The sequence below is a fragment of the Bifidobacterium castoris genome, assembly GCF_003952025.1.
GTDB lineage: Bacteria > Actinomycetota > Actinomycetes > Actinomycetales > Bifidobacteriaceae > Bifidobacterium > Bifidobacterium castoris.
Window position 1 is genome coordinate 43345 of record NZ_QXGI01000001.1, and the last position, 22226, is coordinate 65570.

The following is a 22226-nucleotide window of genomic DNA, read 5'->3' on the forward strand; positions in this document are numbered from 1 at the left end:
ACGCACCTTCCCTCTCCTCGCATCCACGCCGCGCCGACCATCGTCATCGGCGCGCCGATGACGGATTGGCCCCCCGTCCTGCATTGCAGGACGGGGGGCCAATCATATGCATATGCATCGTGGACGACGCTACACCAGATGGTTCTCGTATGCGAAGACGACGGCCTGCACGCGGTCCCGCGCGTTGATCTTCTGCAGGATGTGCGCGACATGCGTCTTGACGGTCGGCAGCGAGATGAACAGTTTGTCGGCGATCTCCTGGTTGGACAGGCCGTGCGCGATCTCGACGAGCACCTCGCGTTCGCGTTCGGTGAGCGTGGCGAGCTCGGGATCGACGTAGCCGTCGGCTGCGGCCGGCGCGCCGGGGGAGGCGAGCGCGCCCTCCATCATCTTCTCGATGAGGCGCTTCGTGGCCGTCGGCGCGATGATCGCGTTGCCCTGATGGACGGTGCGAATCGACGCGAGCAGCGTCTCCGGGTCGGTGTCCTTGAGCAGGAAGCCCGAGGCGCCGGCGTTGATCGCCGACATCACGTATTCGTCGAGGTCGAAGGTCGTCAGGATGATGACGCGCGTATGGCGCGTCCCCTCCCCGTTCGCATGCGTGTAGGCGGTGACGCGCCCCGTCGCCGTCAGCCCGTCCATCCCGGGCATGCGCACGTCCATGAGCACGATGTCCGGCCGCAGCCGTTCGGCGAGACCGACCGCCTGCGCGCCGTCCGAGGCCTGGCCGACGACCTGCATGTCGGGCTGTGAGTTGATGACCATCGTGAAGCCGGCTCGGATGAGCTCCTGGTCGTCCGCGATGACGATGCGGATTCTGTCGTTTCCTGTCATGCCGTCCAGTCTAGCTGGAGCGCTGCCGCCGTTCAGCGCCCGTCGCGGGAGACCGCACCCGCCCGTTCGATCTGCTCGCCAAGCGACATCGCCGGCACGAGGTTCGGCGAACGGTCATGGTCGCCCTCGTCGCTGAAGCCGGTCTCGCGCAGCACGCTGAGCAGCTCGCGCATATGGGCGAGCGCCGTGCGTCCCTGTGCGCCGATCTGCGCGAACGCGTCGTTGATGAAGTCGGGCGACGGCGTCTGCCCGCGCTCGAGCTGCCCGTCGATCGTGGACAGCTCGGTCGTCGTCTGCTCGATGACCGCGTTGAGCGTGTCGCTCACCTCGGCGCGTATGTTCGCGCTGATGCGGTCGCGCTCGTGGTTCGCTGCGATGACGCGCTGCTTGTCGCGTTCGGCCTCGAGCGCCTCGGCGCGCGCCTGCAGCACCTGCGGGTTCGTGCCGCCGAGCCTCGTCCATGCGCCGAGCGCGTAGGCGAGGACGCACAGGAACATCGAGAAGACGTCGTACTGGACGAAGGCCGACCGCGGCGAGCCGAGATAGAGCGCCTCGATCGACGGGTCGGGGGTGCGGGAGAGCCATGCGAACAGGCTCGGGAAGCCTGCGACGTTCATCGCGCAGCGCGCCGCGAAGGCCGTGCATCCGAGCGTGCACAGCGGTACGACCCATTTCCAGCTGCCGGTGCGCCCGTACAGCGCGACCGCGTGGATCGCGAACACGACGTAGAGGTCGGCCGTGTAGAAGCCCGGCAGCATGAGCAGCTGCAGCATGCACACGGCCGCAACGGCGATCGCGACGGCGCGCGGGAAGCGCCGGCGCAGCATCAGCGGCGCCACGACGGCCCACGTCACGATGACGCCGAGGATGTGGGAGGGCATGTCGCCGGGCGTCGTCGCCAGGTTCATGACCGGTCCCGCGGCGCAGGTGAAGAAGCCGAGCAACATGAACATGACGACGTCCATCAGCACGTAGTGCCGCTGCGTCCAGCGCGACAGCCGGGCGATCGCGCTGCGGGGGCTGTCCTCCTCGGCCTGGTCGAAGGGGCGCGAGCGCAGCGTGTGCCCGAGCCTGACGAAGAACGGCCACACGATGCCCTCGTCGGTCTCGCGCCGAGCGTCGCCGCCCGCGTCCGGCGCCCGCCGGAAGGAGGCGGACGCGTCGCGGCCCGTCGCGACTGCGCCGCCATCGCCGGGGGAGCGGCCGGGCCGCCTTTGCACGGCGCCATCGGCCGGGGACCCTCCATCGGAGGCGGTGCCGTCGGCGGCGTCGATGTCGCCGAGCGGCACGACGGCGTGGACGTTGAATCCGCCCGACAGCCGCGGGCCGGATTCGACGGTGCCGCCGACGGCGCCGACGCGTTCGCGCATGCCGAGCAGGCCGTAGCCCGGCTTGTGCCCGTCGAGCGACGACGCCGCGCCGCGGCCGTCGTCGTCGACGTCGACGGCCAGGGTCTGCGCGCCCCAGTCGAAGGTCACCGTCACGTGCGTGTTCGCGCCCGCGTATTTGCGGATGTTCGTCAGCGCCTCCTGCACGACGTGGTACATCGCGACGCTCGCGCGCTCGTCGAGTCGCGCCGGGGCTGGCAGTCCGACCGTGCGCGTCGTGAGCGTCATGTCCGGCGAGACGGCGCGCGCCTGCTCGATGAGCGCGCCGACGTCGTCCAGGCGCGCATGCTCGGAGCCGCCGAAGACGCCGAGCAGCCGCCGCATGTCGTGCAGCGCGTGTTCGGATTCGCGCCGGATCGTCTCCATCGTCTCGCGCGCCAGCCTCGGGTCGTTGCGTGCGGCGTATCGTCCGCCGTCCGACTGGATGATGATGATCGACAGCGTGTGCGCGACGATGTCGTGCATGTCCCTGGCGATGCGCGCGCGCTCCGCCGACGCCGCGATCTGGCGCTCCTCGCGCTCGCGCGCGACGATCGCCTCGTTGCGCTCGTTGAGCAGCCGGACCGTCTGGTGGCGCGCCCGCTGCCAGAACGCGACGACGACCGCCATGGCGAGCGGCAGCGACACCGTGAACAGCACGATCGCGAAGCCCTGCGCGAACTGTACGCCGCAATGCTCGCCGCCCGCCGCGCCGATCCGGCACGGGAACACGACGGCGCCGAAGCGTTCGTCGGGCGGACGCTGCAGCAGCAGCGGGCCGAAGACGTGCACCGACGCGTTCACGAGCGCGGTGAGCACGTCGAAGACGGCCGCCGTCGCCAGATAGCGGCGCAGATGGCGCCTCTCGCCGTAGACGATCGCCGCGCACAGCATCGGCACGGCCATGAAATCGGCGGCGAGCAGCGAAGGGCCGCACACGAGCTGCACGGCGACGACGGCGACGAACAGGCGCACGGCCAGCCGGGGACGCGCGCGGTGCAGCAGATACGGCGCGGTCAGCAGCACGCTCCACACCGTGCACGTCGCGACGGCGCCGGCGGACGTGGAAGGAAAGTCGAAGAGCAGGCCGGCGCCGTTGTTCCACGCGAAGCCGCCCATCATCGAGATCCACAACAGCATCAGGAACATCGTCTCGAGCGCGTCGACGACGACGACGCGATGGGCGTGCATCCATCCGCGCGCACGGACGTGGAAGGACGCGCGCCGCGGACCGGGACGTGGGGCATCGAAGGGCATGACGCCCAGCGTAGCGTGCGCGCGAGCCACGGGCAATCATCCGTGGGGACGAAGCCGCGCCGCCATGTCCGTACGGGGGATTGTGATGGAGACGACGGACGCGCCCCCGCCATCGGGGCGCCCGCGCGCCGCCGCACGCATCACGAAAGGGGAACGCATGGGACTGCTCGCCGAATACTATCTGCCGGGACTGCACGTCTCGGAGCACGCGATCGACGTGCCGCTCGACTGGAACGGCCATGAGCCCGGCCGCGGCTTCGACGGCCCGCACATCAAGCTCTTCTACCGCGTGCTCACCGCGCCCGAGCACATCCACGACGACCTGCCGCTGCTGCTGTTCCTGCAGGGAGGCCCCGGCGGCGCAGGCCCGCGCCCGCTCGGCCCGGACTCGGACGGATGGATCGGCGAGGCCGTCAGGCACTTCCGTGTCGTGCTGCCCGACCAGCGCGGCACCGGACGCTCCTCGCACATCGACTCCAACGTCATCGGCGCGATGGACGGGGAAGCGGGCGCCGACCATCTCATGCACTTCCTCGCCGACTCGATCGTGCGCGACTTCGAGCATCTGCGCCGCACCGAGTTCGCCGGCAGCCTGTGGACGACGCTCGGCCAGAGCTACGGCGGCTTCCTGACGCTCACCTACCTGTCGCTGTTCCCGACGGCGCTCGCGGCCGCCTTCACGACCGGCGGCATCCCGCATGTGCCCGCCGACGCGACCGAGGTCTACCTGCACACCTTCCCGCGCATGCGGCGCAAGACCGAACAGTTCACCGACCGCTACCCACTCGACCGCGCGCGTCTCGACACGCTCGCCGACATCCTCTCCTCGCGGCGCGTCACATTGCCCAACGGCGACCCCTTCACCGTCGAACGGCTGCAGACGCTCGGATCGTCCTTCGGCATGAAGCCGAGCTTCGAACGCGTGCACTGGCTGCTCGACGAGGCCTTCGCCGCCGGCGACGGCAGCGCCTCGGAGACGTCGCCACTGACCGACGAGTTCCTCTCCGACGTCGTGACGGCCACGTCGTCGAACGCGCTGTACTGGCCTCTGCAGGAGTTCATCTACGCGAACGGCGAACTCGAGCGCCCGATCGACTGGGCGGCGCAGCGCGTGCGCGACACGATGCCCGGGTTCTCGACCGAGGCGCGGCCGCTGCTGCTGACCGGCGAGGCCGTCTTCCCGTGGATGTTCGAGCAGGAGCGCGCGCTCAGGCCGTTCCGCGCGGCCGTCGAGACGCTGATGCGGCGCACGCGCTTCGGCACGGTCTACGACGAGGGCCAGCTTATGCGCAACACGGTGCCGCTGCAGGCGGCCGTCTACTTCGACGACATGTACGTCGACTCGTCGCTGAGCCTCGACACGCTCTCGCGCATCGGCAACGCGCACTGGTGGGTGACGAACGAGTTCGAGCATGACGGCGTGCACGGCGCGAAGGTCTTCCGCCACCTGTTCCAGGAGGCGCTCGACCGCGGCGACCTGCGCAAGCTGTTCTGAGCGCGCGCATGTCCGCGCCGCGGCGTGCGCGCGCACGGCCGCAACACGGATGCGCTACCGTGGAGGGCGAACGACAACGACGGCGCGCCAGGCGCGCACGGCAAGGAAGGAAGCACATGACGGACGCGTGCACGGTCGGATTCATCGGATTCGGCAACATGGGACAGGCGATCGCGCGGGGGCTCGTCGAGGCGGGCACCCTCGACGGTTCGCAGATCGTGGCCTGCGCGGCCCACTGGGACAAGCTCGTGGAGACGACCGGCGCGATCGGCGCGAAGGCGCTGCATGACGCGAAGGAGGTCGTGGACGCCGCCGACATCGTCGTCGTGGCGATCAAGCCGTACCAGATCGAGACGGTCATCAAGCCGCTCGTCGCCGACCTCGCCGGCGCCGACAAGTTCGTCGTGTCGATCGCCGCCGGATGGACGCTCGACCGCTTCGAGACGATGATGGGGGAGATGAGCGAGCTCATCCATCTGCAGTGCACGATCCCGAACACGCCGATGGCAGTCGGCAAGGGCGTGCTCGTCACCGAGGACGACAACACGCTCACCGACGCGCAGCGTGCCGAGTTCGAGCGGATCTTCGGTTCGATCGCGCTCATCGAACGCGTCGACGGCGAGCACATGGACATCGCGATGTGCATCGCCGGCTGCGCGCCGGCCTTCACCGACATGTACCTCGAGGCGCTCGGCGACGCCGGGGTCAAGTACGGGCTGCAGCGCGCGACCGCCTACCGGCTCGCCGCGAAGATGATCGAGGGCGTCGGCGCGCTCTATCTGGCCACCGGCACGCATCCGGGCGCGATGAAGGACGCCGTGTGCTCGCCGGCGGGCACGACGATCAGGGGCGTCGCCTCGCTCGAGGAGAGCGCGTTCCGCGGCTCGGTCATCCGCGCCGTCGACGCGATCGAACAGGGCTGATCGCGGGGCGCGGGCCGCCCCCGCGTTGACGAGCCGCAACGCTACAGTGGGCGGTATGTCTCTTACCATCGGAATCGTCGGACTGCCGAACGTCGGCAAGTCCACCATGTTCAATGCCCTCACCCGCAACAACGTGCTCGCCGAGAACTACCCCTTCGCGACGATCGAACCGAACACCGGCATCGTGCCGCTTCCCGACGGCCGTCTGCCCATGCTCGCCAAGCTCGTGCACACCGAGAAGATCGTGCCGGCGACCGTCACCTTCGTCGACATCGCCGGCATCGTCAAGGGCGCCTCGGAAGGCGAGGGCCTCGGCAACAAGTTCCTTGCGAACATCCGCGAGGCCGACGCGATCTGCGAGGTCGTGCGCGCCTTCGAGGACGACGACATCGTCCACGTCAACGGCCACGTCGACCCTGCGGACGACATCGACACGATCAACACCGAGCTCATCCTCGCCGACCTGCAGACGATCGACAACGCGCTGCCGAAGCTCGAGAAGGACCTGCGCGGCCGGAAGATCGAGCCGTCGTACATGGAGGCCGTCAAGCAGGCGAAGACGATCCTCGAGTCGGGGCGCACGATCGACGCGGCCGCGCAGGCCGGTGAGATCGACAAGGACGACCTCTACGACCTCCACCTGCTCACCGCGAAGCCGTTCATCTACGTGTTCAACGTCGACGACGCCGAACTGACGAACGACGAGTTCAAGAAGAAGCTCGCCGACTCGGTCGCGCCGGCGCCGGCGATCTTCCTCAACGCGCAGTTCGAGGCCGAGCTCACCGAGCTCGACGAGGCGGACGCCCGCGAGATGCTCGAGGACGCCGGACTCAAGGAATCCGGCCTCGACCAGCTCGCGCGCGTCGGCTTCGACATCCTCGGCCTGCAGACCTTCCTGACGGCGGGCGAGAAGGAGGTGCGCGCCTGGCAGATCCACAAGGGCTGGACCGCGCCGCAGGCCGCAGGCGTCATCCACACCGATTTCGAGAAGGGCTTCATCAAGGCCGAGGTCGTCTCCTACGACGACTTCGTGGCCGCCGACGGCTCGATGCCGAAGATCAAGGAGGAGGGCAAGCTGCGCCTCGAGGGCAAGGACTATGTGATGCAGGACGGCGACATCGTCGAATTCAAGTTCAACGTCTGAGCGACTGTAGCATCACGATACGAAAACGGCGGAATTTCAACGGTTTGTGGCTTGCAGGCCGTTGGAACTCCGCCGTTTTCGCGTCTTTCGTCTCAGCCGTCGATGGCGTCGTGGGCGCGCGCGGCCGTGACCATCGTCAGCAGCATGACCGACGGTTCGAGCGCCCGGACCATGTGCGGCAGACGCGTGGGGAGGTAGATGAGGTCGCCGGGGACGGCCTCGCGCTCCTCGGCGCCGCCCCTGACGAGCAGGCGCCCGCTGAGCGGCTGCACGAACACCGGCATCGCCGCCGTGTGCTCGCTCAGCTCCTGACCTGCGTCGAAGGAGAACAGCACGACGTTGCCGCCCTCGGTGCGCATGACGGTGCGCGACACCGTCGCCTCCGGCTGGACGCTCACCATCCGCGCGAGGTCGTCAAGCACCTGCATCCGTGTCTCATCATCGGTCATCGTCATCGCTCCTTGCTTGTGTATCATGTCCGCCCGACGCGCCGGACGGACTGCCGGCCGTGGCCGTGCCGCCATGGCCGCAGTGTAGCGTCGCGGCCGCGGCGCGCAAGGCCCCGCGCATCGCTCAATGCGAAACCGCGGGGCCATGGTGCCGGATGCGCGCAGACGGGCGCAGCGTCTGCGCGCGGCGTGATCACTCGGCCTGCTTGTCAGCGTCGTCCTTCGCGCAGCCGCAGCCGCATCCCGAGGGCTCGCCGGCCGCATTCGCGCTGCCCCGGAAGTCGAGGTCGCCGTCCGAGGAGGCGCCCGGCGCCGCCCCGCCGTCCGTTGCGCCGGTGTTCATGTTGTCCGAATCGATGTTGGTGTTGGTTGTTGCAGTAGTCATGTCGGCTGCCTTTCTGCTTGTCGTCTCCCACTGTACGGGGCGTACATGTGAGGGGCGTGCGGGAATGCTGCCGACATCATGGGGATGCGTTCAGGAGATCATCGGTCTTCGCGGTGTGCGATCAATCGAACCCTGGCATGGAGGGCGACATGTCATGGTTCGGCCGTCGCGCTCATCGGGAGAGCCGGTACGCGAACCGCTGCATGCGCGCAAGCACCTGTTCGCTCTCCTCGAGCCAGGTCATGCACACCGGGAACACATGGCCGAGCGTGCGCGTGGAGGGCACCTTCTCGTCGTGCAGTTCGAAATCGCAGCCTCGCGCGGACAGCGAGGTCGCCAATGCGAGCGTCTCGGCCTCGATGAAATCGTCGCTGCTCGTCTGCAGGTAGAGCGGGGGCGGCGGGCACTGGGAAACGAGGGCGGCGGGGGACAGGAAGGGTTGCGCCGCGTCCAGTCCGGCGAAGAAGCGGGCGCCCAGCGTATCGGCCAGGCGTTCGCGCGCCGGGGAGGCTGCCGTGAGGTCGTAGACGCCGCTGATGAGCGCGCCGCCTGCGATCGGCAGCCCTGACGGCCGGGGGATGCCGAAGGCCTCCGCGGCGTCGGCGTCGCGTTCGATCGCCATCGTCAGCAGCGCGAGGCACGCGCCTGCCGAATCGCCCGTGAGGAACGCGGCGTCGGGGTTGACCGGGAATCGGTCGAGATTCGCCCGGATCCAGCGCAGCGCGTCCTGGATGTCGGCGAGCTGGCCGCGCAGGTCGGTCTGCGGGGCCGGACGGTAGTTGAGGGAGAAGACGGCGAAGCCGAGCGCTGCCAGATGCGTGCAGAAGTTGCGGTTGAGCTCCTTGTACCCGTAGCAGAAGCCTCCGCCGTGGACGTCGATGTACACCGGCAGCGTCGCGCCGCCGCTAACGATTGCAGCATGGGGCAGATAGAGGTCGAGCAGATGGCCGCGGACCTGACCGTGGGCGCGGTCGTAGCCGCCGTCGGCGCGGTAGGGCACGTCGGCGATCACGTCGACCGATTCGGGGTCGTGCCAGTAGGCCGCGCGTGGATAGTCGAACTCGGCCGTGTCGAGTCGCACACGGCGGATTTTCGCGGCCTGCTCGGCTCCCAGCGCGCGCAGGTCGTCGTCGATCTCGGTCCAGTAGCGTGCGATCGGCGCGATCGCGCAGTCGAGGTCGTCGCGTTCCATCGTCAGGGTGTCCAGGTCGGGGCATGTGAGCGAATAGGGCGTTGACATCGTATTCATCATGTTTGTCCTTTCCCTGCGTTCGGGCATACGTCTTCCATTATCGCACAGTTTCGGCGGCTTTCCAACGTTTTGTGGATCAAGAGCCCGTTCTCGCCGTCATGGGGCCCATTCGCTGATGACGCAATCGGCGGATCCCGGGGTGAGCGCGGGGTACTACTGGGAAATATGAAAGAATTCTGTGAGAAATGGGGCAAGCGCATTGCCACCAAGGAGATGTTGCTCATAGTCGTCATCACGCTCGCGGCTACGGTCGTCGGCATGTGGGCGGCGCAGTTCCCGGGGCTGAAGATCCTCGGCGCGCTCATCATCGCGCTGCTGATCGGCATGGTCGTCCAGTTCCCGATCCGCGCCTGGTACACGAAGGACGATCCGAGCCGTCAGGCGGGCGTCAAGGACGCGGCCGGGCTCATCGCGAACAAGTTCCTGCGTCTGGGCATCATCCTGCTCGGCTTCAAGCTCAACCTCCAGCTGCTGTTCACGACGGGCGCGAAGTGCCTGCCGCTCGCCGTCATCATCGTCGCCGTCACCGTGCTGATCACCTACGGCATCTGCCGCTGGATGGGCGTCGACCCGCTGATGGCCATCCTCGTGGCCTGCGGCACCGGCATCTGCGGCGCGGCCGCCGTCATGGGCGTCTCCGGCTCGATCAAGGTCTCGCCCAAGCGCGAGGAGGAGAAGGAGAACGACGAGGTCACCGCGATCGCGATCGTCGCGATCATGGGCACGATCTTCGCGCTGCTCGAGATCGCCGTCCTGCCGCTGTTCGGCCTCACGCAGGCGCAGGAGGGCTTCGTCGCCGGCGGCTCGCTGCATGAGATCGCGCATGCCGTCGCCGCGGGCGAAGGCCTCAACAACGAGCAGCTCGCCGCGCAGCAGGGCGTCGTCGACGCCGCGACGATGGCGAACATCATGAAGCTCTCGCGCGTCCTCATGCTCGTCTTCGTCGCGATCATCGTCGCGATCTGGTGGGACAAGCGCCACAGCGAGGTCCCGTCGGACGGAGGCAAGCGCAAGGTCGCCTTCCCGTGGTTCATGCTCGGCTTCATCGCGACGGCCGCGATCGGTACGCTCATGCTCAAGGCATGGCCCGCCACGACCGGGTTCGTGAATGCGCTCGGCAACGACGTCGCGAAGATCTTCCTCGGCATGGCGATGGCCGCGCTCGGCATCAACGTCAACTTCAAGGCGCTCAAGAAGGGCGTCAAGCCTTTCATCGCCTCGCTCATCGCGTCGGTCATCCTCGTCGCGCTGTGCATCGGCCTGGCGCTGCTGTTCTTCGCGGCGAAGTGACGGCCGCCTCACACCTTCTTCACCGCGCGTCGCCCGCACCCCGCATACCGGGGCGCGGGCGACGCCGTTTTTCGGCCCGACGCGAAGAGCCGCCGCCCCCCCATTGGACGGTTATGACGCCATATCGCCCGTTCGTGACATGGGCGCATTACAATGACGATGGCGTCCGCGCGGGCCCTGCGCCGCCGCGCGCCGCCGAGAGCAGTCCTGAGAAGTCAAGGAGACCTTAATGACCAACCTTTCGATGGCGGGCATGTTCCATTGGAAACTGCACGGCGACGGCAAGACGCTCGGCCCCGGCGAGGTCGTCGAGCCGAACGAGCGCCTCACCTGGCCGCGCACGATCGAGATCGGCGCGCAGCACGTCGTGGCGATGTTCGGCGCCACGTTCCTCGTGCCGATCCTGACCCATTTCGACCCTTCCACGACGCTGTTCTTCACGGCGTTCTCGACGGCGCTGTTCCTGCTCATCAACAAGAACATCCTGCCGTCCTACCTCGGTTCCTCCTTCGGCTTCATCGCCCCGATCACGGCCGTCTACAGCGCCGGCAAGGGCATCGCCGTCGCCAGCTTCGGCATCCTGTGCACGGGCCTGCTGCTCGCGCTCATCGGCGTGGCCGTGCAGGTGGCCGGCGCCGTGTGGATCGACCGCATCATGCCCCCGGTCGTCAACGGCGCGATCGTCGCGATCATCGGCTTCAACCTCGCGCCGACCGTGTGGACGAACTTCCAGACCGCGCCGGACACGGCCCTCGTCACGCTGTTCGCCGTCGTCCTCGTCGCCGTGCTGTTCAGGGGGCTTCTCGGCCGCCTCAACATCCTCATCGGCGTGCTCATCGGCTACGCGTACGCGTGCGTGCGCGGCCAGGTCGACTTCGCGGCGATCGGCGACGCCGCATGGATCGGCTTCCCGCGCTTCCATCTGCCGCATGTCGACTTCTCGGTGCTGCCGATGTTCCTGCCGGTCGTCCTCGTGCTCATCGCCGAGAACGTCGGCCACGTCAAGTCGGTCGCCGCGATGACCGGCCACGACTACGACGACCAGATCGGCACCGCGCTCATCGCCGACGGCCTGGGCACGACGGTCGCCGGCTTCGGCGGCGGCTCCGGCACGACGACCTACGGCGAGAACATCGGCGTCATGGCCGCGACGAAGGTGTATTCGACGGCGGCCTACTGGTGCGCCGCGGGCTTCGCGTTCGTCCTGTCGCTGTGCCCGAAGTTCGGCGAGGTCATCAACTCGATCCCGGCCGGCGTCCTCGGCGGCGTCACGACGCTGCTGTACGGCATGATCGGCATGATCGGCGTGCAGATCTGGGTGGACAACAAGGTCGACTTCAGCAAGCCGCTCAACATCATGACCGCCTCGATCGTCATGATCATCGGCATCGCCAACTTCCAGTTCGCGATCTCCGACGTGCAGTTCAACGGCATCGCGATCGGCTCGATCGCCGTGCTCGTGCTCTACCACGGCCTCAAGGCGATCGGCAGGGCGACCGGCGCGATCCCGAAGGCGCCGTCCGCCGGCGCCGACGTCCCGCCGTCCGCGCCGTCTGCGGGCGAGGACGAGGCGGCGCAGTGGACGTCCCCGAAGGACGTGCGGGGCCCGGAACAGACTTCCGGCCCAATCGCCGGGTAATCCGCGCGATCAGTCCGCGGCGGCCGCGGACGGGGCGGAGGCAAGTGCGGGGCCGTGCGCCGTCGTCCGGGACGGTGCACGGCCCCGCCTGCGTTTCCGACGCCCGGCGCATGCGTCCGGCGTACCGTCGCTCTTCGGCGTCGCCGCGGTCCGTGTAGCGGGGTGCCGCTAGAATATTCGAGTTTGCGCACCCTGCGCCGACATCTGACCAGGAAGGCCGCCGTGCCCGCTTCATCCGCTTCATCCGTTTCATCCGACATCACGCGTCCCGAATCCTCCTTCGACTCCGGAGATTCCGCCGCGCAGGCCGCCATGACCTTCGCCGAACTCGGCGTCGACGGCCCGATCGTGCATCTGCTGGCCGACGAGGGCAAACGCACCGCGTTCCCGATCCAGCAGGACACGCTGCCCGATTCGCTCTTCGGCCGCGACGTGCTCGGCCGCGGACGCACCGGCTCCGGCAAGACGCTCGCGTTCGCGATCCCGCTCGTGACGCGCGTCGCGGCGTCCTTCGACGACGACCGCGAGCACGGACGCCGCGAGCTGCGCGGCGCGAAGCCTCATCCGCGCGGCCTCGTCCTCGCGCCGACGCGCGAACTGGCCAACCAGATCAACGACGTCGTCGCGCCGCTCGCCGCGTTGTACGGGATGACGACGACGACCGTCTACGGCGGCGTGCGCTACGCGCGGCAGTTCAGGGACCTCAACGACGGCGCGCAGATCGTCGTCGCCTGCCCGGGACGTCTCGAGGACCTCATCGAGCAGGGCGCGCTCACGCTCGACGACGTGCGCGTCGTCGTGCTCGACGAAGCCGACGAGATGGCCGACATGGGCTTCCTGCCGCCGATCAAGCGGCTGCTCGCGCAGATCCCGCGCGGCGCGCAGCACATGCTGTTCTCGGCGACGCTCGACCACGGCGTCGACGCCGTGGTCGACGAGTTCCTCGACGACCCGAAGGTGCACAGCGTCGACGAGGCGACCGACCGCGCCGATCTGATGACGCACCATGTGTTCCTGACGACGAAGGCCGACAAGAACGAGCTCGTGCGCGCGCTCGCGAGCGGCAAGGGACGGCGCATCCTGTTCACACGCACGAAGTTCCAGGCGAAGAAGCTCGCGAAGGCGCTCACGCAGCGGGGTATCCCGGCGGCCGAGCTGCACGGCAACCTCAGCCAGAACCAGCGCGACCGCAACCTGCAGGCCTTCGAATCGGGCGCGACGAACGTGCTCGTGGCGACCGACGTCGCTGCGCGCGGCATCGACGTCAGCGGCGTCGAGCTCGTCATCCAGGTCGATCCGCCGGACGACCCCAAATCGTTCCTGCACCGTTCCGGACGCACGGCGCGCGCCGGCAGGGCCGGCGACGTCGTCACGATCGTCACGCCGGACCAGAAACGCTACGCGCGCGGTCTGCTGCGGCGCGCGGGACTGGCGGTCAAGCCGCTCGAGGTCCGTCCTGATTCGCCGCAGGTCGCCGAACTCGTCGGCGAGACGGCTCCGCTCGTCGAAGGATGGGAGCTGCCCGAACTCGAACGCAGGCGCGCGGCGCGTCCGCGCGGCGGGAGGCCCGGGCGCCGCGAGACGCGTCAATCGCGCAGCGCGAAGGCGCGGCGCAACCAGAACCGCACCCGTGAACGCAACCGCGAACTGCAGCGGCAGATCGACGACGAACGCCGCGAATTCGCGCAGCGCTTCCTCGGTGACGTCCACAGCGTGCGCGGCGAGGAAGCGGACACCCCCGCGCCGGCGAAGCGCGCCTCCCGGTCGCGCGACGAGCGCCGCCATGGCGAGGAACGCCGCGGAGGCAAGCGCATCCATCGGCGCGAACAGCGCATCGTGCGCGACGAGCGCGGCGAGGACGCCAAGCGTCAGGAACGTCGCGAGGAGGCGCGGCGCAGGCATCGTCAGGAGAACGCCGACCACGCCAAATCGGCCAGGCGCGGCGGCTCGAAGCGGCGCAACGGCGGCATGAGGAAGCGTGCCAACGGCAAACGCCGTTCGGCGCCGTTCCGCACACGCTGAGCGCGGCCGTCATCGAAGGGGCGGACGAGCTCAGCCTATGGTTCCGTTCGTCCGCCCCTTCGTCGTGTTCAGCGTCCTTCGTCGTCGCCGGCCTGCGCCGCCGGGTCGCCGCCGTTGAGCTTCGCGGCGACCCTCGCGGCGAGCGCGCGCGGGGCGAGGCGCACGCCGAAGGACGCCATCTTCGCGAGCGCACCCTGATAGGCGAGCGCGCTGCCGGCCTGCATCCTCGCGTAGGCGAAGGCGGCCGTGGCCTCGGGGGTCGACGGCTTGAACACGGGCAGCGTGTAGAAGTTCTTGCCGCGCATGTGCGCGGCGCGTTCGAAACCGGTGGACACGGGGCCGGGGCACACCGTCGTCACCGTCACGCCGGTGCCGCGCAGCTCGTAGGCGACCGCCTCGCCGAGCGAGCGCACGAAGGCCTTCGTCGCATAGTACATCGCCATGTAGGGGCCGGGCGCGACCGCCGCGACGGACGCGACGTTGAGGATGCGGCCATGGCCGCGGACGCGCATGTCGGCGCCGAAGAGGCGCATGAGTTCGGCGAGCGTGACCATGTTCACCTGCATCATCGAGCGCATCCGCTCCTCGTCCATGTCGAGGAAGGCGCCCCAGTCGCCGAATCCGGCGTCGTTGACGAGCGTGTCGACGACGATGCCGCGGCCGCGCGTGAAGCGGTGCAGGCGTTGCGCGGCGTCGGGATGCGCCAGGTCGATCGTGACGGCGACGACGCGCGCGTCGAGGTCGTGTTCCAGCGTCGCCTTGAGCACGGCGAGCCTGCCGGCGTCGCGTCCGGTGATGATGAGGTCGGCGCCATGCTGCGCGCAGCGCAATGCGAGCTCCCGGCCGATTCCGCCGGTGGCTCCGGTGATCAATGTCGTCATGATGGGTCCTTCCCGCGGGGCTGCATGTACCGCGCGGGCCGTCCCCGACGTCCCGCGCGCATCGTCGCCCTACTGTAGTCTGCCGTCGCATCGTCCGGAGCGCGTTCAGCTCGCCGCCGACGGCGCCTTGCGACGCGCCCGCGGGGGAGGCCCGTATGGAATAGCCGGCGCGCCGGGGGCGTTGACCTTGGTAGTACCGACGTCCCGCCGCGGACATCGTCCCCGATGGGGGCGCCGGTCTTTCCCATGCAATGTTGGTGTTCAGGGCAAGGAGCGAAACGATGGCGACTGCAGGGATCATCGTCGCGGCGGCGCTGCTCAGCGCACTGCTGCTGTGGTATTTCCTCGCGCCGCGCCGCGCCGCGCGCGCGGACGCGGGCGACGGCGTGCAGCGGGTGCGCATCGCCGTCAAGGGCGGCTACGACCCGGGCGAGGTCATCGTGCGCGCCGGCGTGCCGACGCTCATCGACTTCGACCGTCGCGAGGGTGGCGAATGCTCGTCGCACGTCGTCTTCGCCGACCTCGGCGTCGACGTCGCACTGCCGGCCTTCGCGCACACCGAGCTCAGGCTGCCGGCGCTTCCCGCCGGCGAGTATCCCTTCGCCTGCGGCATGAACATGCTCCACGGCATGCTGCGCGTCGAAGGCGACGGCGGTGCCGGGGGCGCCTCGACCGTAGCCGCGGCGCCGGCAGCCGTGGCCGAGAACGACGACGTGCTGCGCGCGCGCCAACGGGCCGAGGACCTCGACCGGGCCCATGAGATCCATGCGCTGACCCGTCGCCTCGTCGTCGCCGTCGTGTTCACGGTGCCGCTGCTGCTCGTCGCGATGCTGCCGATGATTCCGGCCGTCGGCGCCTGGATGCGCGTCGCGCTGCCGGCGTGGACGCTGAGCCCGTGGCTGCAGCTCGCGCTGACGATCCCGGTCATGGTCTACTGCGGATGGCCGGTGCACCGCACCGGCTGGCTCGCGATCGCGCACCGCGCGCCGGAGATGAACTCGCTCGTCACGCTCGGCACGATCGCCGCCTTCGGCTACAGCCTCGTCGTCACCGCATGGCCGGCCCTGCTGCCGGCCGCCGCGCGTGCGCCGTACTACGAGGCCGTCGGCACGATCATCACGCTGATGATCCTCGGCCAGCTGCTCGAGGCGAAGGCGCGCGCCGGCACCGGCGACGCGATCCGAGAACTCATCGGGCTGCGCCCCGACACGGCGCTCGTCATCCGCGACGGACGGCCGACGAGCGTGCCGACCGCGGACATCGTCGTCGGCGACGTCGTCGAGGTGCGCCCCGGCGAGCGCCTGCCGGTCGACGGCGTCGTCGTGTCCGGATCAAGCGCCGTCGACGAATCGATGATCACCGGCGAGTCGTTGCCGGTCGCCAAGACGGTCGGCGACCCGGTGACCGGCGCGACGACGAACACGACCGGCGCGCTGCGCTACCGCGCGACGCGCGTCGGCGCCGACACGACGCTCTCCGGCATCATCCGCCTCGTGCGCGCCGCGCAGACCTCGAAGGCGCCGATCCAACGCATGGCGGACAAGGTCGCCGGCGTGTTCGTGCCGGCCGTCGTCCTCGTCGCGATATGGACCTTCGTCGTCTGGTGGTGCGTCGGAGTGCCGCCGCGCGGCCTGTACGGCCTGATCTGCGCGATCTGCGTGCTCGTCATCGCCTGCCCGTGCGCCCTCGGCCTCGCCACGCCGCTGTCGATCACGACGGCCACCGGGCGCGGGGCGCGCCACGGCGTGCTCTACCGCAACGCCGAGGCGCTCGAGACGGCCGCGAGGATCGACGTCGTCGTCTTCGACAAGACCGGCACGATCACGCGCGGCGAACCGCATGTCGTGCGCATCGCGGCGCTCGGCGCCGACGGGGCCTTCGACGCGGCGATCGACGACATGACGCTCGCCGCGATCGCCGCCGCCGAGGCGAAGTCGGAGCATCCGCTCGCGCACGCCGTCGTCGAGGCCGCCCGCGCGCGCCATCTCGACACCCCCGAATGTCTGACCTTCGTCGCCGTGCCCGGCGGCGGCGTGCGCGCCGACGTGGACGGTCGCGAAGTCGTCGTCGGCTCCGACCGCTTCGTCGAGGACAGCGTGAAGGACGGCGACCTGCGTCAGGCGCGCGAGACGATGCGCCTCGCCGCGCAGGACGGCGCGACGCCGGTCATCGCGGCCGTCGACGGCCAGGTCGTCGCCGTGTTCGCGATCCGCGACACGATCAAGGACGACGCGCGCGCGGCCGTCGACGCGTTGCGCTCGCGCGGCATCGGCGTCGTCATGCTCACCGGCGACAACCGCGTGACGGCCGACGCGATCGCCCGCGAGGCTGGCATCGGGCATGTCGTCGCCGACGTGCGACCCGAGGACAAGGAGTCGGTCATCCTCGCGCTGCAGCGGCAGGGACGGCATGTGGCGATGGTCGGCGACGGCATCAACGACGCGCCCGCGCTCGCCCGCGCCGACCTCGGCATGGCGATGGGCACCGGCACCGACGTCGCGATCGAATCGGCCGACGTCACGCTGATGAACGGCTCGCTCACGTCGGTCGTCACCGCGCTCGACCTCGCGCATGCGACGATGCGCAACATCCGCCAGAACCTCGGGTTCGCGCTCGGCTACAACGGCTTGGGCATCCCGGTGGCCGCGGGCGTGCTCTACCCGCTCTGGCACCTGCTGCTCAACCCGATGATCGCCGGAGCGGCGATGGCGTTCTCGTCGCTGTCGGTCGTGCTCAACGCGAACAGGCTGCGCCGTTTCGTCCCCGGCGGCGCGCACCGCTACGCGATGCACGCTGCGCCCATCGAGGAATCGACGCTCGAGGCGTCGCGCGGCGGCGCCTGCCGTGTGCACAATGGTGACGGCACCACGGACACCGCAACGAAAGGACATGCGATGGCAGACGACACCGCCGAGGAGATCCTCGAGGACGCTATCAACGAACAGCTCAGGCAGGAGGAAGCCGACGCCGAGGACGTCATCGACCCGGTATGCGGCATGACGGTCGACCCGAGGACGGCGGCCGCCAAGCGCGTGTGGCACGGACGCACGATCTACTTCTGCAACCCGCACTGCGCCGAGGTCTTCGACTCGAACCCGTCGAACTACGTGGACGACTGAGCCGTCCGTCACGACGAAACGCGCCGCGGGGCGCGGCCGGAACATGTCCGGCCGCGCCCCGCGGCGCGTTTCGTCGTGACGGACGGCTCAGGCGCGGCGCCGTCGGCGCGTCAGAGAGACGACGACGCCGATGACGACGCCGAGGCCGGCCGGCACGAGCCAGCCGAACGCCAGACCGTTGAGCGGCATCCATCCGCACACCGTTTCGAGCCATGTCCAACGGCCGCCGAAGGCGGCGACGAGGCCGACGACGCCTTCGGCGACGCTGTCGATCGCCGTGAGCAGCACGGTCCAGAAGTAGACGGCCGGGAAACGGCTCGTGAAGACGGCGTCGAACAGCGACAGGACGACGAGGACGATCGCGATCGGATAGAGCGCCTCGAGCACCGGCACCGACAGGTTGATGATCGCGCTCAGGCCGATGTTCGCGATGAGCAGCGCGACGAGCGCGAACACGAGCGTCCAGGCGCGGTAGGAGAGCGTGCGGGGGAACTGCTTGTGGAAGTACGACGAGCAGGTGGAGATGAGCCCCGCGCACACATTGAAGCAGGCGACGACGAAGATGACGCCGACGAACACGGTGCCGCCGTGGCCGAAGACCTGCTCGGTGAGGTTCGTGAGCACCGTCGCGCCGGTGTCCCTCGCGCCGTCGATGCCTCGCCAGGAGCCGGAGACGGCGCCGACGAAGCCGAGCATCGCGTAGATGACGACGAGCATGACGCCGGTGAACAGGCCGCCGAGGCCGGTCTCGCGCCGGTTGCCGCGCTCGTCGCGCACGCCCATCGCCCCGATGTTCGCCGAGATGACGATGCCGAAGTACAGGCCGGCGAGCAGGTCCATCGTCTGGTAGCCGTCGAGGAGCCCGCGTATGAACTGGCCGTGCGCGTAGGAGCCGCTCGGCGCGGCGAAGGGCGGATGGTGCACGCACAGGCAGGTGACGAACAGGATGGCGATCATGGCGAGCAGCAGCGGCCCCATGACCTTGCCGAGCACCTGCGAAAGCCGGTCGGGGCGCTGCGCGACGAGCCAGGCGAGCGCGAAGAACACGATCGAATAGATCAGCTGCGCGGCGCCGAGCCGGTCGCCGGCGAAGGGCGCGACCGCCATCTCGAAGGACGTCGACGCGGTGCGCGGGATCGCGAACAGCGGGCCGATCGTGAGCATGATCGCCACGCCGAGCACGAGCGCGAAGCGCCTGGACACGCGCGCGCTGAGATTGGAGAAGCCGCCGGCGCGCGCGACGACGATGACGCCGAGGATCGGCAGGCCGACGGCGGAGACGACGAAGCCGAGCATGCCGAGCGCCGTGCGGTCGCCGGCGAGGGCGCCCAGATACGGCGGGAAGATGAGGTTGCCGGCGCCGAAGAACATCGAGAAGAACGTGACGCCGACGATGACGCGCTGGCGCGGCGTCAGCCGTGTCTCGCCCGCGCCGGGCACCTGGGCGCCGTCGGCCCGTTCGACGTGTTCGGCGATGTTCTGCGCGACCCCGACCGCGTCCTCGGCCGCCGGATCGTCGCCGGCGGCCGCAGCGCCGTCGGGCATCGTGGGATGGGAATGGGATTCCGGTGCGCGCATGACGTCGGATCGCCTCCAGAACGATAGGGGATGGATGGTGGTCGTCCGCCGTCTTCGGCCGTCCGCCGGATCGTCGGTGGCGGACGACCACTGACAGTATAGGGGCGCGGGTCGCCCGGCGAACGTATGGCGCCATGACGCGCTCACGGCGAACAGCCGCGCCGTCGCGCCTACACTGGATGCGCAGGAAAGGCGGGCGTATGGGACGGACGGCGGACGATGGCATGGGTGGCTTCGGCGGCGCGGGGGCGCCCCATGCGCGGCGCAGGCTGCTGCTCGCGTCGTCGTCGATGGGGCTGCTGCCGCTCATGCGCCGCTTCCTCGGCGTGCGGCGCGGCACCGCCGTCGGTTTCATCCCGAACGCGAGCCTGATTGAACCGTACGGCTTCGCGAGCCGGATGACGGCGCCGTGGTGGCGTGCGCACGGGCTCGACGTACGCATCGTCGACCTGACGGGGCCGCGCGCACGGGTGGCGCATCTGCTGCGAGGCTGCGACCTGATCTACGTATGCGGCGGCAACAGCTTCCATCTGATGCGCTGCCTGCGCGACGCCGGCGCCGTGCCGCTCATCCGCGGGCTCGTCGCCTCGGGCGTGCCGTATGTGGGCGAATCGGCAGGAGCGGTCGTCGCGGCGCCGGACATCGGATACATCGCGCCGATGGACGTGCGGCATGATCCGGCGACGACGCTGCATGCGCCGCGCAAGCGCGATGCGTCGACGTCGGGGCTCGACCTCACCCGGCTGCATGTCGTCCCGCATGTCGGAGGGCGCCTGCTCGGCGCGGCGGCGCGCGACATCCTGCGCATGCATGCCGGCGAGACCGGGTATGCGCCGCTGCGCAACGACGAGGCGCTCGTGCTCGAGGACGGCCGCATGCGCCGCGTCACGACCGGTTCGTTCGCCGCGCGGCTGCTGTAGCGCGTTGCGGCGCCGCAGCTGCGCCGGTGGCGAGACATGGACGGCGATGCGGGTGTGCGGCGGCGCGGTGCGTTAGACTTGAGGGCGGTATCGTCACAATCACCACCGTCACCAGCAATGGAGGAACGCATATGAGCGCAGAAGCAAACGTCGGCGTCGTCGGACTCGCCGCGATGGGCGCGAGCCTGGCACGCAACCTCGCGCGCCACGGCAACCGGGTCGCCGTCTACAACAGGCACTATTCGCGCACCGAACACCTGATCGAGGCCTACGGCGACGAGGGCGAGTTCTATCCGGCGAAGACCGTCGAGGAGTTCGTCGGGCTGCTCGAGAAGCCCCGCACCGCGATCATCATGGTCAAGGCGGGCGCCGCGACCGATGCCGTCATCGACGAGCTCGCCGAATACATGGAGCCGGGCGACATCATCGTCGACGGCGGCAACTCGTACTTCAAGGACACGATCCGCCGCGAGAAGGAGCTGCGCGCCAAGGGCCTGCACTTCGTCGGCATGGGCGTCTCCGGCGGCGAGGAGGGCGCGCTGCTCGGCCCGTCGATGATGCCCGGCGGCTCCGACGCGTCGTGGGAGCGCCTCAAGCCGATCCTCGAATCGATCGCCGCGAAGGCGGACGACGGCGAGCCCTGCGTCATGCACGTCGGCGAGAACGGCGCCGGCCACTTCGTCAAGATGGTGCACAACGGCATCGAATACGCGGACATGCAGCTCATCGCCGAAAGCTACGACATCATGCGCCGCGGGCTGGGGATGACCCCCGACGAGATCGGCGACGTCTTCGAGCGATGGAACGGCACCGACCTCGACTCCTATCTCATCGAGATCACGGCCGAGGTGCTGCACAAGAAGGATCCGCAGACGGGCAAGCCGCTCGTCGACGTCATCCTCGACCATGCCGGCATGAAGGGCACCGGCACATGGACCGTGCAGACGGCGCTCGAGCTCGGCGTGCCGGTCACCGGCATCGCCGAGGCCGTGTTCGCACGCGGCCTGTCCGACCAGACGGCGCTGCGCGACAAGGCGCAGGCCGACCCGTTCCGCGGCCCCGAAGGCCGCATCGAGCTCGGCGACGAGACGCGCGACGCCTTCATCGAGCGCATCCGCCAGGCGCTGTACGCGTCGAAGATCGTCGCGTACGCGCAGGGCTTCAACGAGATCTCGCGCGCCGCCGAGACCTACGGCTGGGACATCGACATGGCGCATCTGGCGCGCATCTGGCGCGCCGGCTGCATCATCCGCGCGAAGTTCCTCGACCGCATCTCCGAGGCATTCAAGGACGGAGACGCCGACGTCTCGCTGCTGTTCGCCCCCTACTTCAAGCAGGGCATCGAGGCCAGCGAGCCCGACTGGCGCCACGTCGTGGCCACGGCGGCCGAGGTCGGCCTGCCGGCGCCGGTCTTCTCCTCGTCGCTCGCATACTTCGACGGCCTGCGCGCCAAGCGCCTGCCGGCCGCGCTCATCCAGGGCCAGCGCGACCTGTTCGGCGCCCACACCTACCGTCGCGTGGACCAGCCGGGCGCATGGCACATCCTGTGGGCCGAGCCCAACCAGCGGGAAGTGAAGATGGCCGACTGACGGATCCTCTGCATACGGCGAAGGGCGCCGACCTCATCGTGGGGTCGGCGCCCTTCGCCGTATATGGGTGCCGGTCGTCGGA

Annotated in this window: 16 protein-coding genes; 9 read left to right on the plus strand and 7 right to left on the minus strand. The window is 69.4% G+C overall.

Annotated features, from left to right (window positions below):
* Nucleotides 1-129: 129 nt before the first annotated feature.
* A complete protein-coding gene (locus D2E22_RS00190; protein WP_126031131.1) occupies nt 130-834 on the minus strand; it encodes a response regulator in 705 nt (234 codons plus the stop codon).
* A 32-nt stretch (nt 835-866) separates the two neighbouring features.
* Nucleotides 867-3458: a sensor histidine kinase gene (locus tag D2E22_RS00195; RefSeq protein ID WP_126031132.1), complete on the minus strand. Its 2592-nt coding sequence runs from the start codon at nt 3456-3458 to the stop codon at nt 867-869.
* A gap of 157 nt (nt 3459-3615) precedes the next feature.
* On the opposite strand from D2E22_RS00195, the gene D2E22_RS00200 reads away from it, so the two are divergent.
* The 3 genes from D2E22_RS00200 to ychF all read left to right on the plus strand — a co-directional run bounded on the left by D2E22_RS00200 (nt 3616) and on the right by ychF (nt 7020).
* On the plus strand, nt 3616-4953 hold the full coding sequence (locus D2E22_RS00200) for an alpha/beta fold hydrolase (protein WP_126031133.1): 1338 nt from the start codon (nt 3616-3618) through the stop codon (nt 4951-4953).
* Between the two features lie 116 nt (nt 4954-5069).
* Complete coding sequence (proC, locus tag D2E22_RS00205; protein WP_126031134.1) at nt 5070-5876, plus strand: pyrroline-5-carboxylate reductase; 807 nt, start codon at nt 5070-5072, stop codon at nt 5874-5876.
* 55 nt (nt 5877-5931) lie between these two features.
* The gene (ychF, locus tag D2E22_RS00210) at nt 5932-7020 is read left to right on the plus strand and encodes a redox-regulated ATPase YchF (RefSeq protein WP_126031135.1); all 1089 of its coding nucleotides are present in this window, start codon (nt 5932-5934) and stop codon (nt 7018-7020) included.
* 92 nt (nt 7021-7112) lie between these two features.
* On the opposite strand, the gene D2E22_RS00215 is transcribed toward ychF, so the two are convergent.
* The 3 genes from D2E22_RS00215 to D2E22_RS00225 all read right to left on the minus strand — a co-directional run bounded on the left by D2E22_RS00215 (nt 7113) and on the right by D2E22_RS00225 (nt 9106).
* Nucleotides 7113-7469, minus strand: a complete 357-nt coding sequence (locus D2E22_RS00215) for a cupin domain-containing protein (protein WP_126031136.1) — start codon at nt 7467-7469, stop codon at nt 7113-7115.
* A 193-nt stretch (nt 7470-7662) separates the two neighbouring features.
* Nucleotides 7663-7854 carry a hypothetical protein gene (locus D2E22_RS00220; RefSeq protein ID WP_126031137.1) on the minus strand — a complete coding sequence of 64 codons (192 nt, stop codon included), beginning with the start codon at nt 7852-7854 and terminating at the stop codon, nt 7663-7665.
* 172 nt (nt 7855-8026) lie between these two features.
* Entirely contained in the window at nt 8027-9106 is a 1080-nt protein-coding gene (locus D2E22_RS00225) for an alpha/beta hydrolase (protein ID WP_420897222.1), read from the minus strand.
* A gap of 165 nt (nt 9107-9271) precedes the next feature.
* Here D2E22_RS00225 and D2E22_RS00230 point away from each other — a divergent pair, with 165 nt between their 5' ends.
* From D2E22_RS00230 to D2E22_RS00240, 3 genes are all read left to right on the plus strand, one after another.
* Nucleotides 9272-10396 (plus strand): YeiH family protein, encoded by a 1125-nt coding sequence (locus D2E22_RS00230; protein ID WP_164518348.1) that lies wholly within the window; start codon nt 9272-9274, stop codon nt 10394-10396.
* A 244-nt stretch (nt 10397-10640) separates the two neighbouring features.
* A complete protein-coding gene (locus tag D2E22_RS00235; RefSeq protein ID WP_126031486.1) occupies nt 10641-12035 on the plus strand; it encodes a uracil-xanthine permease family protein in 1395 nt (464 codons plus the stop codon).
* 312 nt (nt 12036-12347) lie between these two features.
* A complete protein-coding gene (locus D2E22_RS00240) occupies nt 12348-14057 on the plus strand; it encodes a DEAD/DEAH box helicase (RefSeq protein WP_126031487.1) in 1710 nt (569 codons plus the stop codon).
* A gap of 68 nt (nt 14058-14125) precedes the next feature.
* On the opposite strand, the gene D2E22_RS00245 is transcribed toward D2E22_RS00240, so the two are convergent.
* Complete coding sequence (locus D2E22_RS00245; RefSeq protein ID WP_126031138.1) at nt 14126-14938, minus strand: SDR family NAD(P)-dependent oxidoreductase; 813 nt, start codon at nt 14936-14938, stop codon at nt 14126-14128.
* Between the two features lie 281 nt (nt 14939-15219).
* Between D2E22_RS00245 and D2E22_RS00250 the strand changes: the two genes are divergently transcribed.
* Nucleotides 15220-18057, plus strand: coding sequence for a heavy metal translocating P-type ATPase (locus tag D2E22_RS00250; protein ID WP_126031139.1), 2838 nt, complete (start codon nt 15220-15222; stop codon nt 18055-18057).
* An 87-nt stretch (nt 18058-18144) separates the two neighbouring features.
* Here D2E22_RS00250 and brnQ read toward each other — a convergent pair whose 3' ends face one another.
* Nucleotides 18145-19602 (minus strand): branched-chain amino acid transport system II carrier protein, encoded by a 1458-nt coding sequence (brnQ, locus tag D2E22_RS00255; protein WP_126031140.1) that lies wholly within the window; start codon nt 19600-19602, stop codon nt 18145-18147.
* 233 nt (nt 19603-19835) lie between these two features.
* On the opposite strand from brnQ, the gene D2E22_RS00260 reads away from it, so the two are divergent.
* On the plus strand, nt 19836-20555 hold the full coding sequence (locus D2E22_RS00260) for a Type 1 glutamine amidotransferase-like domain-containing protein (protein ID WP_241218094.1): 720 nt from the start codon (nt 19836-19838) through the stop codon (nt 20553-20555).
* A gap of 131 nt (nt 20556-20686) precedes the next feature.
* The gene (gene gndA / locus D2E22_RS00265) at nt 20687-22144 is read left to right on the plus strand and encodes an NADP-dependent phosphogluconate dehydrogenase (protein ID WP_126031141.1); all 1458 of its coding nucleotides are present in this window, start codon (nt 20687-20689) and stop codon (nt 22142-22144) included.
* The last annotated feature ends 82 nt before the right edge of the window (nt 22145-22226 follow it).

What these genes read in the sequence shown, in the direction of transcription:
- D2E22_RS00190 (WP_126031131.1), bottom strand. Translation starts at nt 834, where the DNA reads ATGACAGGAAACGACAGAATCCGCATCGTCATCGCGGACGACCAGGAG.
- D2E22_RS00195 (WP_126031132.1), bottom strand. Translation starts at nt 3,458, where the DNA reads ATGCCCTTCGATGCCCCACGTCCCGGTCCGCGGCGCGCGTCCTTCCAC.
- D2E22_RS00200 (WP_126031133.1), top strand. Translation starts at nt 3,616, where the DNA reads ATGGGACTGCTCGCCGAATACTATCTGCCGGGACTGCACGTCTCGGAG.
- proC (WP_126031134.1), top strand. Translation starts at nt 5,070, where the DNA reads ATGACGGACGCGTGCACGGTCGGATTCATCGGATTCGGCAACATGGGA.
- ychF (WP_126031135.1), top strand. Translation starts at nt 5,932, where the DNA reads ATGTCTCTTACCATCGGAATCGTCGGACTGCCGAACGTCGGCAAGTCC.
- D2E22_RS00215 (WP_126031136.1), bottom strand. Translation starts at nt 7,469, where the DNA reads ATGACCGATGATGAGACACGGATGCAGGTGCTTGACGACCTCGCGCGG.
- D2E22_RS00220 (WP_126031137.1), bottom strand. Translation starts at nt 7,854, where the DNA reads ATGACTACTGCAACAACCAACACCAACATCGATTCGGACAACATGAAC.
- D2E22_RS00225 (WP_420897222.1), bottom strand. Translation starts at nt 9,106, where the DNA reads ATGATGAATACGATGTCAACGCCCTATTCGCTCACATGCCCCGACCTG.
- D2E22_RS00230 (WP_164518348.1), top strand. Translation starts at nt 9,272, where the DNA reads ATGAAAGAATTCTGTGAGAAATGGGGCAAGCGCATTGCCACCAAGGAG.
- D2E22_RS00235 (WP_126031486.1), top strand. Translation starts at nt 10,641, where the DNA reads ATGGCGGGCATGTTCCATTGGAAACTGCACGGCGACGGCAAGACGCTC.
- D2E22_RS00240 (WP_126031487.1), top strand. Translation starts at nt 12,348, where the DNA reads ATGACCTTCGCCGAACTCGGCGTCGACGGCCCGATCGTGCATCTGCTG.
- D2E22_RS00245 (WP_126031138.1), bottom strand. Translation starts at nt 14,938, where the DNA reads ATGACGACATTGATCACCGGAGCCACCGGCGGAATCGGCCGGGAGCTC.
- D2E22_RS00250 (WP_126031139.1), top strand. Translation starts at nt 15,220, where the DNA reads ATGGCGACTGCAGGGATCATCGTCGCGGCGGCGCTGCTCAGCGCACTG.
- brnQ (WP_126031140.1), bottom strand. Translation starts at nt 19,602, where the DNA reads ATGCCCGACGGCGCTGCGGCCGCCGGCGACGATCCGGCGGCCGAGGAC.
- D2E22_RS00260 (WP_241218094.1), top strand. Translation starts at nt 19,836, where the DNA reads ATGGGACGGACGGCGGACGATGGCATGGGTGGCTTCGGCGGCGCGGGG.
- gndA (WP_126031141.1), top strand. Translation starts at nt 20,687, where the DNA reads ATGAGCGCAGAAGCAAACGTCGGCGTCGTCGGACTCGCCGCGATGGGC.